This window comes from Vibrio chagasii, assembly GCF_002954585.1.
Taxonomy (GTDB): domain Bacteria; phylum Pseudomonadota; class Gammaproteobacteria; order Enterobacterales; family Vibrionaceae; genus Vibrio; species Vibrio chagasii_A.
In genome coordinates this window covers 292081-307859 of sequence record NZ_MSCI01000003.1, presented here as the reverse complement: position 1 = coordinate 307859, position 15779 = coordinate 292081, and the positions used below count along the sequence as shown (strand labels likewise).

Below are 15779 nucleotides of genomic sequence, written 5' to 3'. Positions count from 1 at the left end.
GGCAAGGTTGCGCTCTACCAGCTGAGCTAGTGTCGCATAAGTTAATCGCTAATGCGCTTAACTGTAATGTGGTTGCGGGAGCCGGATTTGAACCGACGACCTTCGGGTTATGAGCCCGACGAGCTACCAAGCTGCTCCATCCCGCGTCCGGATGCATCAATTAAGTTGATGAGTCTCTAATTTGGAGCGACACACGAGGTTCCCGATCTTCAAGGCTTAGGCGTGACCTCAACCTTGGCAAGGATTGCACTCTGCCAGAATGCTCTTCATGTTTCACTTTCAAAATGGAGCGACACACGAGGTTCGAACTCGTGACCTCAACCTTGGCAAGGTTGCGCTCTACCAGCTGAGCTAGTGTCGCATCATGGAAAGGTCTTTCACCTTCCGATTACCGTTTTCACGTTAATCTACAAATTGGAGCGACACACGAGGTTCGAACTCGTGACCTCAACCTTGGCAAGGTTGCGCTCTACCAGCTGAGCTAGTGTCGCATCACGGAAAGGTCTTTCACCTTTCGATTACCGCTTTCGCGTTAATCTACAAATTGGAGCGACACACGAGGTTCGAACTCGTGACCTCAACCTTGGCAAGGTTGCGCTCTACCAGCTGAGCTAGTGTCGCATTCTGAAAACGTCTTTCGCCGTTCAGGGCTGCGAATTATAAGAGCATTTTTTTGTGATGCAAGTCCTTAATGCAAAATTACGAAACTTTTTATTCAACTGCTGTAAAAGCACACAAATTTGCAAAAAAATTGGCTCTTATGTCCCTGAAAAGTTAGACAAACGTGATCAGTTTATCTGGCTAGATGTTAATAATTGTTTTTCGGTAGTACTGCAGCTCGGCAATTGACTCGCGAATATCGTCTAATGCTAAGTGGCTTCCTGACTTAGAAAAACCATCTAATACTTCAGGTTTCCAACGACGAGCTAGCTCTTTAAGCGTACTGACATCTACATAGCGGTAGTGGAAGTACTCTTCTAATTCAGGCATGTGCTTGTATAGGAAACGGCGGTCTTGGCCAATGCTGTTACCACAAATCGGCGATTTACCTTTTGGTACCCACTTTTCAAGAAACGCGATCGTCTGTTCGATAGCGTCTTGCTCAGTGATGGTACTTTCTTGAATTCGCTTCACCAGGCCACTGCCAGTGTGCGTCGTTGTGCACCATTCGTCCATTTTGTCTAATTCACTCTGAGGTTGGTGAATAGCCAAAACAGGTCCTTCAGCAAGGATGTTAAGCTCACTATCAGTCACGATAGTCGCAATTTCAATGATTTTATGAGTTTCAGGATCCAGTCCCGTCATCTCTAGATCTACCCAAATTAGGTTCTGATCGCTAAAGGACATAAGGCGTCGCCTATTTGTTTATGTTTAAAAGAGGTACTATACCCAAATAACTATACTCAAACTAGCTTTAGGGCCATCGAAATCAAATGGCACCAGCAACAGTAGTTTGAGTTCCCAATCATCAAGTTAGATGTGTTAAGTGAAAAATTGTGGCTAAGAAAAAGAAGTTAACTAAAGGTCAGGTGCGTCGCGTACGTAGCAACCAGAACAAGCGACTCAAGAAAGAAGACTCAATCCAATGGGATGAGAACATGCTTGGTAGTACTAAAAGCGGACTCGTGATTACGCGCTTTGGTCAACATGCTGATATCGAAGATCTTGAAACAAACGAAGTTCATCGTTGTAACTTACGCCGTAGTATCGAGACTTTAGTTTCTGGTGACCGAGTGACTTGGCGTGCAGGCCTAGAATCGATGGCTGGTATTTCAGGCGTTGTGGAAGCCGTTGAGCCAAGAACCTCAATGCTGACTCGCCCAGATTACTACGACGGTCTAAAGCCTGTTGCGGCCAACGTAGACCAAATGGTTATCGTGTCTGCTGTACTTCCAGAGCTATCACTTAATATTATCGACCGTTACTTGATTGCTTCAGAAACAGTAAAAATCGCACCGCTTGTGGTACTCAACAAGGTCGATCTACTGACTGAAGAGCAAATCGCTGAGTATCAAGAGACACTGAAGATTTACGAAAAGATCGGCTACAAAGTGATGTTCGTGAGTAAAAAGTCTGGCTACGGTATCAAAGAGCTCGAAGCTGAACTCAAAGGGCGTATCAACATCTTTGTTGGTCAATCTGGTGTAGGTAAATCCAGCCTAGTGAATGCGCTAATGCCGACACTTGACATCGAAGAGGGTGAAGTTTCTGAAAACTCAGGTCTTGGTCAGCACACCACCACAGCAGCTCGATTGTACCACTTCCCTTCAGGCGGCGACCTAATCGATTCACCTGGAGTTCGTGAATTTGGTCTATGGCACTTAGAAGCCGATGAAATCACTGAAGCCTTCGTTGAGTTCAAGCCTTACCTTGGCGGCTGTAAGTTCCGTGACTGTAAACACAATGACGATCCAGGCTGCATCCTGCGTGAAGCCGTTGAAGATGGCAAAATCAGTCGACTGCGCTTCGAAAACTACCACCGCATCATTGAAAGCATGGTCAATAACAAAGACAACCGTCAGTATTCACGAAACAAAAAAGCGGATCTTTAATCGCGTTTTTGTGAACAAATATGTGCATTTACTGACAACTGGCGCGAATTTAAGTAACATCTCGCGCCCTAAATCGTCATCGACAGATTGAATTGAAAAACACATAGCATTGGAAAATTAATACAATGGATAAGATTAAAGTTGGATTGCAGTACTGGATTCCACAACATGGACTAACTCGTCTAGTCGGCAAACTGGCGTCTGCTAAAGCGGGCGGCTTAACGACAGCGATCATCAATTGGTTCATCAAACAATACAAAGTAAACATGGATGAAGCGCTACATAGCGATCCAAAACACTTTAAAACATTCAATGAGTTCTTCGTACGTGAACTAAAAGACGGCATGCGCCCTATCGCTGAAGGTGACTCTGTTATCGTTCATCCAGCCGATGCTCGCGTAAGCCAATTTGGTCCAATTACTGACGGCCAACTGATTCAAGCGAAAGGCCACAACTACTCTGCACGTGAACTGCTAGGTGGTGACGCTGGTCTTGCTGAAGAGTTTAAAGATGGTGAATTCGCAACGCTTTATCTATCTCCAAGTGATTACCATCGCGTACACATGCCATGTGACGGTACACTGCGTCAGATGATCTACGTTCCAGGTGATCTTTTCTCTGTAAACCCGCTCACGGCAGAGAACGTTCCAAACCTATTCGCACGTAACGAGCGCGTGGTGTGTATCTTCGATACGGAATTTGGCCCAATGGCACAAATATTAGTTGGTGCGACTATCGTAGGTAGCATCGAGCAAGTATGGGCTGGCACAATCACTCCACCTCGTGGCAACTCGGTTTACAAGTGGGATTACCCAGCACAAGGTGACAAAGCAATCATCTTGAAGAAAGGCGAAGAAATGGGTCGCTTTAAACTGGGCTCAACCGTGATCAACTTATTTGCGAAAGATGCAATCAAGTTCGACGACACGATGCAAAATGGTGAGAAAACGGTTCTTGGTACGCCTTATGCGCACATCGCAGGTAACGAAGTTGAGACCGAAACTGTTGATTCAGTAGAGAACACAGCCCAACTTTGACATTTTAAGTACTCTGACGAAGTAGGCTCTGCTAACAGTCGAGCCTAGTTTATTGGGAACAGGGTGGAGAGAGAAAGAGCAACTTGTATTATAAGTTGCTCTTTTAAATTAATTTTCATCGCGTGTTTTATTTAAATCGATACACCGACACATTAAACTAGAATCGGTAGTAAGCTGCTACATACCCTGAGCCTAACGTAACATCCGCATCTCGGTAGTAATCATCTTCAAGCGTGAAGCCATCAGCCTCAATGGCAGCACGAAAAGTCATCGAAGGATAAAAGTCTGGCGTATAGTCGACACCGAACCCGAGGCGTAGAGCAGAACCACTATCTTCCCAAACCTTTGTTGACTGGTTTAATGTAAGCGCGGATAAACCAATAATACCAAACGGTCTGATACCGTTATCGAATGTATAACCGAGGTTCGCGGCAACTGAAAATGAAGTGGCTTTATCCCAACGATAACCTTTGACAGTGCTCAAACCTTTGCCTTTCACAGTGGCCTCCCTGAAATCCACCTTTCCATACGAAGTGTACTGGGCTTCTAGAGTGACGATGCGGTTAAATTGGTACCCACCGATAATCTTATATGTTGCGCCACTCTCATCAATAGTACTCTCATTAACATGATCGATGTCGGCTCCAGTTGTACCCAAACCAGCTCCTAAATAGAAGCCAGAAACATTATCGTTAGCATGCGCATCTGCCACCAATGACATTGCGACTAGACCGCTGCAAATTAAAACTTTGTTCATAATAACAACCTATAAATTAAACATTCTTAGTAAATTTTTCTTCGAGTATCAATCACACTTATGCCAAATTCAGTTTCCCTACGGTTTGTGTGACATTCTCTGCACCATTGTAAATTTCGTCCATTACTGCGGATATCTGAGTAATTCTATCTTTAACCTCATCCGTAATTTTGGCTACCTCCTCCATTGACTGCATAACATCTGCTGTTAATGCATTATTTTTCAATACCACACTTTCTATCTCACCCGTTGATTGCGCAGTCCTCGCCGCAAGCTGCCTTACCTCATCAGCCACAACAGCAAAACCTCGACCACTATCTCCTGCTCTCGCCGCCTCTATTGCAGCATTGAGAGCTAAAAGGTTAGTTTGTTCTGCGATAGCTTTAATGGTTCCGACAATTTCAGCGATGTCACTTGAACGTTGGTTAAGTTCGCTTGTTTGTATAACCGCTTGATTGACCTGAGAGCTAATAGAGTGTGAAACTTGCACACTGCTATCCAATAGCAGGATGCCTTCCTTGGCTATTTGTGCGGTTTCAACTGCAGTACTGTGAGCCACTTCTGACGCTCTTGAAACAGCGTCATTCCGCTCCACTTGATCGCTAACATCAGTAGCAAACTTAATCACTTTAAGGACACTGCCATCTTCTGATAATATTGGGTTGTAAGATGCCTCAAGCCACAGTGTTTGCCCGAATTTTGTCTTACGTTGGAATCTACCTACTTTTGGGTGACCATTACGTAAATCCCCCCAAAAAGTCACGAGTTCAGAATGGATTTCTTCAGGACAAAAAACCTTATGGTGTTGACCTTTAACTTCATCAAGATGATAACCAACCGTTGATAAAAAATTATCATTTGCAGTGATAACCTTCCCCTGCGGCGTGAATTCAATAGTTGCGAGTGAGCGGTCTAAAGCGTCGAGTATGCTGAGGCGAGATGTACTTTGTTGATGCTTCAGGGTCACATCACTGGCGATTTTCATAACTTTCACCACATTGCCACTTTTTACTACCGGGAAATATGTCGCTTCTAACCATACTTCATGGCCATCTTTATGCTTTCGTCTGAATCGTCCTTGCTTCTCCTGCCCACTAGCTAAATCTTTCCAAAAATTTTTATAATCGGGGCTGTTAGAAACCTCAGGAAAGCAAACATTCGAATGGTGCTTGCCCTGAACTTCATCAAGTGTATAACCAAGAATATCCAGTAATAACGTGTTTGCATTGAGAATATAACCATCAGGTGAAAACTCGATGATTGGAATGAATTTAGTAATAGCGCCAATTTGGCTAGATGTAACTTCCAACCTTTCCGACAAGTCTTTTATCTTCTTACTCTTACTTCCGAACATTTGTATGCCTTCTTCCATTAAAAAAAGTACAACTGACGATAAAACAATATTAGAAAGCTATTTATTACATAAAAAAAAAGCACACCTATAGGGGTATGCTTAATGCAATAAATAGGGGATGCATATAAGGTGTAAAATCTTTTTATATAAAGGTATTTAACAGATTTACAAAGTAATGGTAACACCCATCCAACGTATGAATTGAAATAGTTGGCTCGATATTCAGTGTTGTACCGCAAATCTAGCCAACAACCACAGATATTGACCAAAGAACACCAATCCCATAAACAAACGCAAGGATGAAACTATCATTTAAAACAAAAAGTGACCCTTTCATCGTTTGAAACTTACCTCCATCTGAAGATAGACTGTAGTTAACTTCTCTTATTAACAAATAACCTAAGACAAATGACTCATAGGCAACTTTATCAATATAAAATCTAAGAATTTAAACATTGACCAAAAACAAAACAGTTGCCGAAACCTTAAACAACTTTTTGATTTTCCAACCCGTCTCCAAGTACCAAAAAACCAGATAACTTACTCTATTTGAAGATATTTTATTCATAGGGTCTTTGTACATGCCTAAACTCAATATTGGCGTTCTGGTCAAGCTGTTGATTTGTTTTGCGATTCCCTTGGGCGTGTTATTCATGCCAATAGATTCAATACCTATCGATGACATGACGCTGATTCAACACCGCCTGCTAGCGATATTTCTACTTGCTGCCCTTCTTTGGGTACTTGAACCCGTACCGGTTTTCGCCACCTCGATATTGATCATTGCACTTGAACTGGTGATGATTTCCGACAAAGGCCTGCACCTATTTAGAAATCCACCAGCGGGACACGATCTCGGTGAGTTAATTCAATATACCGACATATTCGGTGCATTTTCATCACCAATCATCATTCTATTCATGGGTGGCTTTGCTCTCGCAATCTCAGCATCTAAGTACGAACTCGATAACAACCTAGCTCGAGTGCTGCTGAAACCATTCGGTACAGAACCGCGCTTCATCATGCTTGGCTTAATGCTGATCACCGCCGTGTTCTCAATGTTTATGTCGAATACCGCAACCACGGTCATGATGCTAGCTCTGCTTGGCCCTATCGTGGCTTCTGCACCAAAAGGCGATATGGGGATCAAAGCACTCGTATTGTGTATTCCGATTGCCGCTAATACTGGTGGTATCGCAACACCAATCGGGACGCCTCCCAATGCCATCGCACTACAATACCTAACCGGTGAAAACACCATCGACTTTCTCAGTTGGATGATGATGGGCTTACCCTTTGTTATCATCCAGCTCACCATAGCTTGGTTCCTTCTTCAGAAAATCTTCCCTTCCACCCAAAAAAACATGGTGCTTAAACTCGATGGGCAATTCAGAAAGAGCTGGCGAGCGATCGTGGTTTACGTCACCTTTGCCGCCACCATCTTGTTGTGGATGACCACCAAGCTGCATGGTATGAACACCTATGTGGTCTCTATCATTCCATTAGCGGTCTTCACCTTGACGGGCATCATGGGCAAAGAAGAACTCAAGCTGATTAACTGGGATGTGTTGTGGCTAGTCGCCGGTGGTATTGCGATTGGTATCGGCTTAGATAAAACAGGCTTAGCGTCTGCATTGGCACATGCGATCGACTATGAGTCGCTGTCCCCTGCAGCCGTAGTCATCACGCTATCGATCGTGTGCTGGTTAATGGCGAACTTCATGTCGAACACCGCGACGGCCAACTTGCTAATGCCAATAGCCGCGGCAATTGGCGCTTCTATGGAGAGCTTGGCAACAATTGGGGGCTTACAAGGGTTATTGGTTGTAGTTGCCTTCTCAGCATCACTCGGCATGATTCTTCCGGTATCAACGCCACCGAATTCACTGGCTTACTCAACCGGGCTTATCGAAAGCAAAGACATGGCGAAAATGGGGATGATCCTGGGTCTTGTCGGCTTGCTGTTGGTCTACCTAGCCCTGTTTATCATCACCTAGTAGACGCTAACCCTCCCTTTTGATTCTCTAGGGCGCTAAATTTACATTTAGCGCCACATTTAAATAAGCAGCAAATAACTGATACTAAAGTCAATTGTGAAAATGTGACTCTACTTCATTATTTATAAAAAAGCAGAATAGATATATTCAGTTTTTTGATATTAAACACATTTATTATCCTTCAGACAACGACACTATTCGGCCAACAAAGACACACCCATTTCCCCACTCAGCACGTCGCTACCAATAAGGTTTTGTCTAAAAAGAGGAGTGCACCTTGAGACACACAATCAAATTTAAAATTCAAATGGCAATTACAATTATCATTGCCACTGTGAGTGGCGCTCAAGCTTGGATATCAGTAAATCAGCTCACTCAAGAGACGGAAGTCGCGATCAATCAAGAAATGAAGAATGTAAGCGTAGGGATAAACAACTACATTGCAGATTGGATCTCGACTCGAAGTAATATGATGTTGGCCAATGAGCCGACCATAGCAAATAACAGTAACTCTGACCGTGAGCTATTATTGACTAAACAAGCTGGTCAATTCCTATCGGTTTATGCGGGATTTAGCGATGGTACGATCGCGTATGGTGATAAAACGGAAAGCTGGCCAGCAGACTACGACCCTCGTACCCGCCCTTGGTACAAGGATGCCAACGCCGCATCAGACCTGATCATTACTGAACCGTATCAAGATTTCGATGGCAGTATCGTCATCAGCTTTGCGAAAGCTTTCAGTGGCCAAAAGCAGGGCGTACTGGCTGCGGACTTAACCGTGACGAGCATTATCGATACAGTACTTAACGTAAAACTGGATAACGATGGCTTCGCCTTCTTAGTAGATGGTAACAACAACATCGTTGCGTACAGCGATGAAACGTTAAGTCAAAAGCCACTCACAAGTTTAAATCCAGAGCTGACCGCAAACCGAGTGTCACAACTGGTTCAAAACCAAACTATTACTCCATTAGCTTGGCCTGGTTTAGGTGAGCAGTTGATTTACATAGCTAAAGTTCCGAACACCGATTGGTCTCTAGGCATTGTTATCGATAAAGATCTAGCGTTCTCTGCAGTCACTGACGCAATTCAATTTATTACAATTACCTCACTGGTTTTGTATATCGTGATTTCAATCGTCAGCACCATGGTCATAACTCGATTGCTTTACCCATTACAAACCTTGTCAGAAGCGCTAACCCAACTTGCTCAAGGTAGAGGTGACCTTACTCAACGTATCGATATCACCCGCATGGATGAGATAGGTAAGCTTGCCGAGCTTGTAAACCAATTCTTAAGTCAAATGCAGAGCATGCTGAAAGGCGTCGTTGAGCACAGCCATGATTTAAACAACCATGCAGAGAAAGCCAACCAACTTGCGGCTCAGTCTTCGATGCGAGTAGAAAATCAACAAAACGATATAACCCAAATTGCGACTGCGATTCATGAGATGTCAGCAACCGCTGCAGAAGTCGCGAGTCATGCAGAATTGACCGCATCCGCTTCTCAGGCCTCTGCATCCGCCTGTAATGACGGCCAAAACGTAATTCAACAAAACCGCGATGCGATTACTGGCCTTGCAACTCAAGTGGAAGACGCGGCCAATGTGATCCGAGAGCTGGAAAACAACGCGCAAAGCATCAATCAGATCTTATCGACCATTCAAGGCATTGCTGAACAAACCAACCTATTGGCATTGAATGCAGCCATCGAAGCGGCACGTGCAGGTGAACAAGGTCGCGGATTTGCGGTTGTCGCCGATGAAGTTCGCGTGCTAAGCCAAAGAACCTATGGCTCAACAGAAGAGATCCGTGTGATGATCGATACCTTGCAGAAGAACACTGAACATGCGGTGGATAGCATGACCACCAGCACTCAGCTCGCAGAAAACAGTGTTGGCTTCGCAGAGCAAGCGCACGATAGCCTATCTAAAATCACGCAAGCCATCAGTGAAATCAACGACATGGCACTACAGATAGCCAGCGCAGCCGAAGAGCAACGAGCAGTCAGTGAAGACATCAGTCGTAATACACAAGGGATCAAAGATGCCTCTGACGACCTCGCTCAACAAGCAGAAAACAGCCGTAATAGCTCAAATGAGATGAGTAGCGCTGCTGAGTCGATGCGTCGAGATGTGGAGCGCTTTAAGGTATAAAGCCTCGCAACTCAAACAAGCGAACGGATACTTAGAGCAAACCTATCACTGAAAAGCAAAGCGGTGCATTTATTAAGAATCGCTTTGTTCTCAGTTCGGTTTGATGCATATTGATGAGCTAATTTATCCCAGACAGAAGGACTGTTAATCGATGGGGTTTGAATGGTTGGCTCTCGCCGCTGCTTTTCTTTGGGCTATCGCAAGCCTAATGTCCGTAAAGCCTGCTCAACACTTAGGTTCTTTTGCCTATAGCCGATGGCGCATGGGCTGCACTGCGGTCATCTTATCAAGCATGGCTTGGTTTACTGGTGGCTGGACAACCGTCGAAACAGAGCTAGTCACGCCAATGATGCTGTCTGGTCTGATTGGAATCTTCATTGGTGATACCGCTCTATTTGCCTGTTTGAACCGAATGGGTCCGCGTCAAGCTGGCTTACTGTTCTCTTGTCACGCCGTGTTCTCTGCAATTCTCGGTTATTTCCTGTTTAGTGAAAGCATGACCTCTGGCGAGCTTGTTGGCTCGGCCTTGGTGTTTAGTGGCGTATTAACTGCGATCTTCTTTGGTCGTCGAGGCCAAGCCAACAACCAGCTTGAAACCATCAAGGGCACCGTGTGGATTGGTGTTGCTCTGGGCATCACGGCCGCCATCTGCCAAGCATTGGGCGGTATTATTGCCAAACCTGTGATGCAAACTAGCATCGACCCGGTAGCTGCCTCTGCAATTCGAATGATCACCGCCTTTGTCGCCCACTCCGTATTTCGTTTAACGGGCGCTAAGCTTTCTCGCGCACTGAATCCGATGAATGGTCAAATATTCGCGATTACTGCAGTGAACGGTTTTCTTGCGATGGCAGTGGGTATGACGCTGATCCTATATGCACTGCAGGAAGGAAATGTCGGCATGGTTGCTCTACTCTCTTCAACCACACCTATCATGTTGCTGCCAATTCTATGGCTGTACACCAAGCAAAGACCAAACGCCTATGCTTGGATCGGTGCCATTGTTGCCGTCGTTGGCACTGGTATTCTTGTCAGCTAGTTGATCTGCTCGCTAACTTCTACTAGCTAACTAACATTAAGAACGTGGGAATGGGAAAGCGGTCACGTCGTCGATATGGTCGTAACCTAAAGCCAGCATGATTAGCCTATCGATACCCAATGCAACACCCGCACAGTCTGGTAGGCCCGCTTTTAGCGCCTCAATCAAATGATGGTCAATCGGTTGAGGCGATAAGCCCATCTCGATACGCTTAGCATTGTCATCTTCAAAGCGCTGCAATTGCTCTTGCGGGTTATCTAACTCATTAAAGCCATTTGCCAACTCGATGCCTTTGAAGTACACCTCAAAACGGTCAGCCACTCTCGAGTCGTTTGGATTAATTTTAGCCAGTGCCGCTTGAGACGCAGGGAAATCATAAACGAATGCTGGCACGGTTTGGCCAATTTTAGGTTCTACACCAATGCTAAACAGTAACTGCAGCAAAGTATCCCTGTCTTGTTCAGGGTCAGCAATATCGCCCAAACCTAATGTACCAGCACAAACCTTTAGCGCTTCCATTGAACCTTCTAATGGACACACACCCAGCACTTCAAGAAACGCGTTTTGGTAAGTCATTCGTTCAGCCGCCCGAGAATTCAGCACCAGCTGCAACAAGTCATCCATCTCATCCATCAACTGATGGTGGTCGAAACCAACACGATACCACTCCAACATCATAAACTCAGGGTTATGGTAACGGCCGTTCTCTTCGTTGCGGAATGCCTTAGCTATCTGATAAATACAGCCGCTTCCTGCCGCCAAAAGACGTTTCATATGGAACTCAGGGCTGGTCATGAAGAACAGCTTTTGCCCACCCGCATACCCTGGCCCTACAAACTCAGTTTTGAAAGTATGTAAGTGCACATCTGTCACAGTGGCATGGCTCATGGCTGGGGTATCCACCTCCAACACATCACGCTCAAAAAAGAAATCGCGGATCTGACGAATCAGTAAAGCACGTTGTTTTAACTGCTTGATCGGCGCAGCTGGCTGCCAGTTAGCTTGGTTCATGATTTTAGAATTACTCACTGAAATAACTGGATCGAAAGATACCGTTTGTTTAGCCAAAAATCATCTCTTCTTAAACTCGACCTACCACACTGAGATTGATAATTAGCGTCAATAGCAATTAACAACATCAACAACAATGCACTCAATATCGATACATTTATCGACACGTTTCTTAACTTTTCGCAACGAGCAAACTCTTGCTGTGATTAGCATCACATAACCTAGAATTTCTATGCCTCCACATGCATTACCGAAGCAAAAACCTAATTAAATCAATATTTGAAATTACACCCTCTCATACACTGAATCTACCACTTAAGGCTTAGAGGTGATAATCGGTTGATGCCGTTTACTGCGCTCTAAATAGGCTTTTAATAATAACAAGCGGAAGACTCCGCATCACACTGGAGAATAACTGTGAAGACAATTACCACAGATATCGCAGTCATCGGCGCAGGCGGCGCTGGTCTTCGTACTGCTATTGCGGCAGCTGAAGCGAATCCTGATTTGGAAGTAGCACTGATATCTAAAGTTTACCCAATGCGTTCGCACACGGTAGCAGCAGAAGGCGGTTCAGCAGCGGTAATTAAAGACGAAGATAGCCTAGACAACCACTTCAACGATACTGTTGGCGGTGGCGACTGGCTATGTGAACAGGATGTTGTTGAATACTTTGTTGAAAACGCGACTCGCGAAATGATCCAAATGGAACAATGGGGCTGCCCATGGAGTCGTAAAGAAAACGGTGAAGTAAACGTACGCCGATTCGGCGGTATGAAGGTAGAAAGAACGTGGTTCGCAGCGGATAAAACTGGCTTCCACATGCTTCATACTCTGTTCCAGACTTCGATGAAGTACGACCAAATCAAACGATTTGACGAGTACTTTGTGGTGGATTTGATCGTTGAAGAAGGCGAAGTACAAGGCCTTATCGCGATTCATATGTCTGAAGGGGAGCTTGTTACCATCAAAGCAAAATCGGTTGTTCTAGCAACGGGTGGCGCAGGTCGTGTTTACCACTGTAATACTAACGGTGGCATCGTAACTGGCGACGGTATGGCAATGGCTTATCGTCACGGTGTGCCACTGCGTGACATGGAGTTCGTTCAATACCACCCAACAGGCCTACCGGGCACTGGCATCTTGATGACCGAAGGTTGTCGTGGTGAAGGCGGTATCATCGTCAACAAGAACGGCTACCGTTACCTACAAGATTACGGCATGGGCCCTGAAACACCAGTGGGCGAGCCGAAAAACAAATACATGGAACTGGGTCCTCGTGACAAAGTTTCTCAAGCCTTCTGGCACGAGCAGCAGAAAGGCAACACAATCAAGCACCCGCTTGGTGATGTAGTACACCTTGACCTTCGCCACCTTGGTGAAGAGTATCTGCAAGAGCGTCTGCCGTTCATCTGTGAGCTAGCAAAAGCGTACGTGAACGTTGACCCAGCAAAAGAGCCAATCCCAATCCGCCCGACTGTTCACTACACCATGGGTGGTATCGAAACTAACGGTACTTGTGAAACTCGCATCAAAGGCCTATTCGCGGTTGGTGAATGTGCGTCAGTTGGCCTACACGGTGCAAACCGCCTAGGTTCAAACTCTCTGGCTGAGTTCGTGGTATTTGGCCGCGTTGCTGGTGAACATGCTGTGAAACGCGCAGCAGAGTTCAAAGGCTGGAATGAAGAATCTATCGCTAAGCAAGTCAAGGCGGTTGAAGATCGCATCGCAGCGCTGATGAACCAAGAAGGCGACGAAAACTGGGCTGATATCCGCACTGAAATGGGTCACACCATGGAAGCGGGTTGTGGTATCTACCGTCAAGAAGACTTGATGCAAGAGACTATCAACAAGATCACTGAACTGAAAGCGCGCTACAAGAAGATCAGCATCAAAGACAAAGGCAAGGTGTTCAACACTGACCTACTTTACGCTATCGAAGTCGGTTACGGCCTAGAAGTCGCAGAAGCGATGGTTCACTCAGCGATCCTTCGTAAAGAATCTCGCGGTGCACACCAACGTCTAGACGACAACTGCACAGAGCGTGATGACGTGAACTTCCTAAAACACTCACTCTCTTTCTTCAATGAAGATGCAGCACCAACCATCGATTACAGCGACGTTAAGATCACCAAGTCTCAACCAAAAGCACGTCTGTACGGTGAAGCAGCAGAGAAAGCCGCGGCCGCTGAAAAAGCTGCTGCAGCGAATGTCGCTCAAGATGAGAAGCGTGAAGAGGAGAAAGCGTAATGTCAGCGAATCGTATCCAAAAAGTAGACATTCTGCGCTACGACCCAGAGAAAGATGCAGAACCTTACATGCAGACTTTCGAAGTACCTTTCGATGAGACCATGTCGGTACTAGACGCGATTGGTTACATCAAAGACCACCAAGACAAAGACCTTTCATACCGTTGGTCTTGTCGTATGGCGATCTGTGGTTCTTGCGGCATCATGGTTGATGGCGTGCCTAAGCTAGCGTGTAAGAGCTTCTTACGTGACTACCCGAACGGCCTGACCATCGAGCCTTTAGCTAACTTCCCAATCGAGAAAGATTTGATTGTCGACATGACGCCGTTCATCGAGCGCCTTGAAGCTATCAAGCCTTACATCATTGGTAACGACCGTAAGCCTGAAGACGGCACTAACCTACAAACACCTGAGCAAATGGCTAAGTACAAACAGTTCGCTGGTTGTATCAACTGTGGCCTTTGCTACGCAGCGTGTCCTCAATTCGGTCTAAACCCAGAGTTCATTGGCCCTGCAGCACTCACGCTAGCTCACCGTTACAACCTAGATAGCCGTGACAACGGTAAAGATGAGCGTATGAAGCTTATCAATGGTGAAAACGGCGCTTGGGGCTGTACGTTTGTTGGTTACTGTTCTGAAGTATGTCCGAAGAAAGTAGACCCAGCAGCGGCGGTTAACCAAGGTAAAGTTGAGTCTTCAATGGACTTCGTTATCTCGATGTTCAAACCTGACGGTACATCTGTTAGCAAGAACCAAGTAAAAACTGCAGAGGAGGCATAAGATGAGCAATCGTAAGCCTTATGTTCGTGAGATGAAGAGAACGTGGTGGAGCAACCATCCGTTCTACCGCTTCTACATGCTACGTGAAGCAACTGTACTGCCTTTGATTCTGTTCACTGTATTCCTAACCTTTGGCTTGGGTGCGCTAGTGAAAGGCCCTGAAGCGTGGGCTAGTTGGTTGAGCTTTATGGCTAACCCTATCGTTGTCGGTATTAATATTTTGGCACTGCTAGGTAGCTTAATGCACGCTCAAACCTTCTTCAGCATGATGCCTCAAGTAATGCCAATCCGCCTGAAAGGCAAATTGGTTGATAAAAGAATCATCGTACTGACTCAATGGGCAGCGGTGGCTTTTATTTCTTTAATCGTTCTTGTTGTGGTGTAAGGAGCTTTCGTTATGAACACAAACTACAAAGTTAAGCCTATTAACCACAACCCTCAACGCTCTGATGAGCCAATTTGGTGGGGCCTATTCGGCGCTGGCGGTACTTGGTTCGCGATGATCACGCCAATCACGATTCTAGTGCTGGGGATCTTAGTGCCAATGGGCATCATCGATGCAGAAGCCATGAGCTACGAACGTGTGTCTGAATTTGCCACCAGCATTATCGGGGCACTATTCATCATCGGCACGCTAGCACTACCAATGTGGCACGCTATGCACCGTCTTCACCACGGCATGCACGACCTGAAGTTCCACGTCGGCGTTGCTGGTAAAGTGGGCTGCTACTTCTTTGCAGGCCTAATCAGCGCATTGTCTATTATTTTCATCTTTATGATCTAAAAGCAGATTCGGGATTCGAGTAATCGAGATGCGAAAAGCTTAAAAGCGAAAGCAGAGCTAG

Annotated in this window: 13 protein-coding genes and 4 tRNA genes; 9 read left to right on the top strand and 8 right to left on the bottom strand. The window is 45.6% G+C overall.

Translation table 11 applies throughout. The features are described 5' to 3' along the window. Positions 1–69 precede the first annotated feature (69 nt). The 5 genes from BTO10_RS21315 to orn form a co-directional block, all read right to left on the bottom strand. Positions 70–146 (bottom strand) — tRNA-Met (locus BTO10_RS21315). Between the two features lie 139 nt (positions 147–285). After that, a tRNA-Gly gene (locus BTO10_RS21310) sits at positions 286–361 on the bottom strand. A 54-nt stretch (positions 362–415) separates the two neighbouring features. Then, a tRNA-Gly gene (locus tag BTO10_RS21305) sits at positions 416–491 on the bottom strand. A 54-nt stretch (positions 492–545) separates the two neighbouring features. Then, positions 546–621: transfer RNA gene (locus tag BTO10_RS21300), tRNA-Gly, on the bottom strand. A 180-nt stretch (positions 622–801) separates the two neighbouring features. Further along, positions 802–1347: an oligoribonuclease gene (orn, locus tag BTO10_RS21295; protein WP_004741326.1), complete on the bottom strand. Its 546-nt coding sequence runs from the start codon at positions 1345–1347 to the stop codon at positions 802–804. A gap of 149 nt (positions 1348–1496) precedes the next feature. On the opposite strand from orn, the gene rsgA reads away from it, so the two are divergent. Both rsgA and asd read left to right on the top strand, forming a co-directional pair. Beyond that, the gene (gene rsgA, locus BTO10_RS21290) at positions 1497–2552 is read left to right on the top strand and encodes a small ribosomal subunit biogenesis GTPase RsgA (protein WP_105025759.1); all 1056 of its coding nucleotides are present in this window, start codon (positions 1497–1499) and stop codon (positions 2550–2552) included. 125 nt (positions 2553–2677) lie between these two features. Continuing rightward, a complete protein-coding gene (gene asd, locus BTO10_RS21285) occupies positions 2678–3589 on the top strand; it encodes an archaetidylserine decarboxylase (protein ID WP_105025758.1) in 912 nt (303 codons plus the stop codon). Positions 3590–3746: 157 nt separating this feature from the next. Here the strand turns inward: asd and BTO10_RS21280 are convergent, their stop codons facing one another. Both BTO10_RS21280 and BTO10_RS23880 read right to left on the bottom strand, forming a co-directional pair. Continuing rightward, positions 3747–4346, bottom strand: a complete 600-nt coding sequence (locus tag BTO10_RS21280; protein ID WP_105025757.1) for an outer membrane beta-barrel protein — start codon at positions 4344–4346, stop codon at positions 3747–3749. Between the two features lie 58 nt (positions 4347–4404). Beyond that, positions 4405–5700 carry a methyl-accepting chemotaxis protein gene (locus BTO10_RS23880; RefSeq protein ID WP_105025756.1) on the bottom strand — a complete coding sequence of 432 codons (1296 nt, stop codon included), beginning with the start codon at positions 5698–5700 and terminating at the stop codon, positions 4405–4407. Positions 5701–6281: 581 nt separating this feature from the next. Between BTO10_RS23880 and BTO10_RS21270 the strand changes: the two genes are divergently transcribed. The 3 genes from BTO10_RS21270 to BTO10_RS21260 all read left to right on the top strand — a co-directional run bounded on the left by BTO10_RS21270 (position 6282) and on the right by BTO10_RS21260 (position 10894). After that, the gene (locus tag BTO10_RS21270; RefSeq protein WP_105025755.1) at positions 6282–7697 is read left to right on the top strand and encodes an SLC13 family permease; all 1416 of its coding nucleotides are present in this window, start codon (positions 6282–6284) and stop codon (positions 7695–7697) included. Positions 7698–7974: 277 nt separating this feature from the next. Then, positions 7975–9855: a methyl-accepting chemotaxis protein gene (locus tag BTO10_RS21265; protein ID WP_105025754.1), complete on the top strand. Its 1881-nt coding sequence runs from the start codon at positions 7975–7977 to the stop codon at positions 9853–9855. A 151-nt stretch (positions 9856–10006) separates the two neighbouring features. Continuing rightward, positions 10007–10894 carry a DMT family transporter gene (locus BTO10_RS21260; RefSeq protein ID WP_105025753.1) on the top strand — a complete coding sequence of 296 codons (888 nt, stop codon included), beginning with the start codon at positions 10007–10009 and terminating at the stop codon, positions 10892–10894. Positions 10895–10930: 36 nt separating this feature from the next. Here the strand turns inward: BTO10_RS21260 and epmA are convergent, their stop codons facing one another. Beyond that, complete coding sequence (gene epmA / locus BTO10_RS21255; RefSeq protein ID WP_105025785.1) at positions 10931–11905, bottom strand: elongation factor P--(R)-beta-lysine ligase; 975 nt, start codon at positions 11903–11905, stop codon at positions 10931–10933. A gap of 417 nt (positions 11906–12322) precedes the next feature. Here epmA and frdA point away from each other — a divergent pair, with 417 nt between their 5' ends. Genes frdA through frdD form a run of 4 tightly spaced genes read left to right on the top strand, consistent with a single transcriptional unit; the run spans position 12323 to position 15718 of the window. Continuing rightward, entirely contained in the window at positions 12323–14155 is a 1833-nt protein-coding gene (gene frdA, locus BTO10_RS21250) for a fumarate reductase (quinol) flavoprotein subunit (protein ID WP_105025752.1), read from the top strand. Continuing rightward, the gene (locus BTO10_RS21245) at positions 14155–14934 is read left to right on the top strand and encodes a succinate dehydrogenase/fumarate reductase iron-sulfur subunit (protein ID WP_105025751.1); all 780 of its coding nucleotides are present in this window, start codon (positions 14155–14157) and stop codon (positions 14932–14934) included. Before frdA ends, BTO10_RS21245 begins: the two co-directional genes overlap by 1 nt. Before the next feature lies 1 nt (position 14935). Further along, a complete protein-coding gene (gene frdC, locus BTO10_RS21240; protein ID WP_105025750.1) occupies positions 14936–15319 on the top strand; it encodes a fumarate reductase subunit FrdC in 384 nt (127 codons plus the stop codon). Between the two features lie 12 nt (positions 15320–15331). Continuing rightward, entirely contained in the window at positions 15332–15718 is a 387-nt protein-coding gene (gene frdD, locus BTO10_RS21235; protein WP_105025749.1) for a fumarate reductase subunit FrdD, read from the top strand. Positions 15719–15779 lie beyond the last annotated feature (61 nt).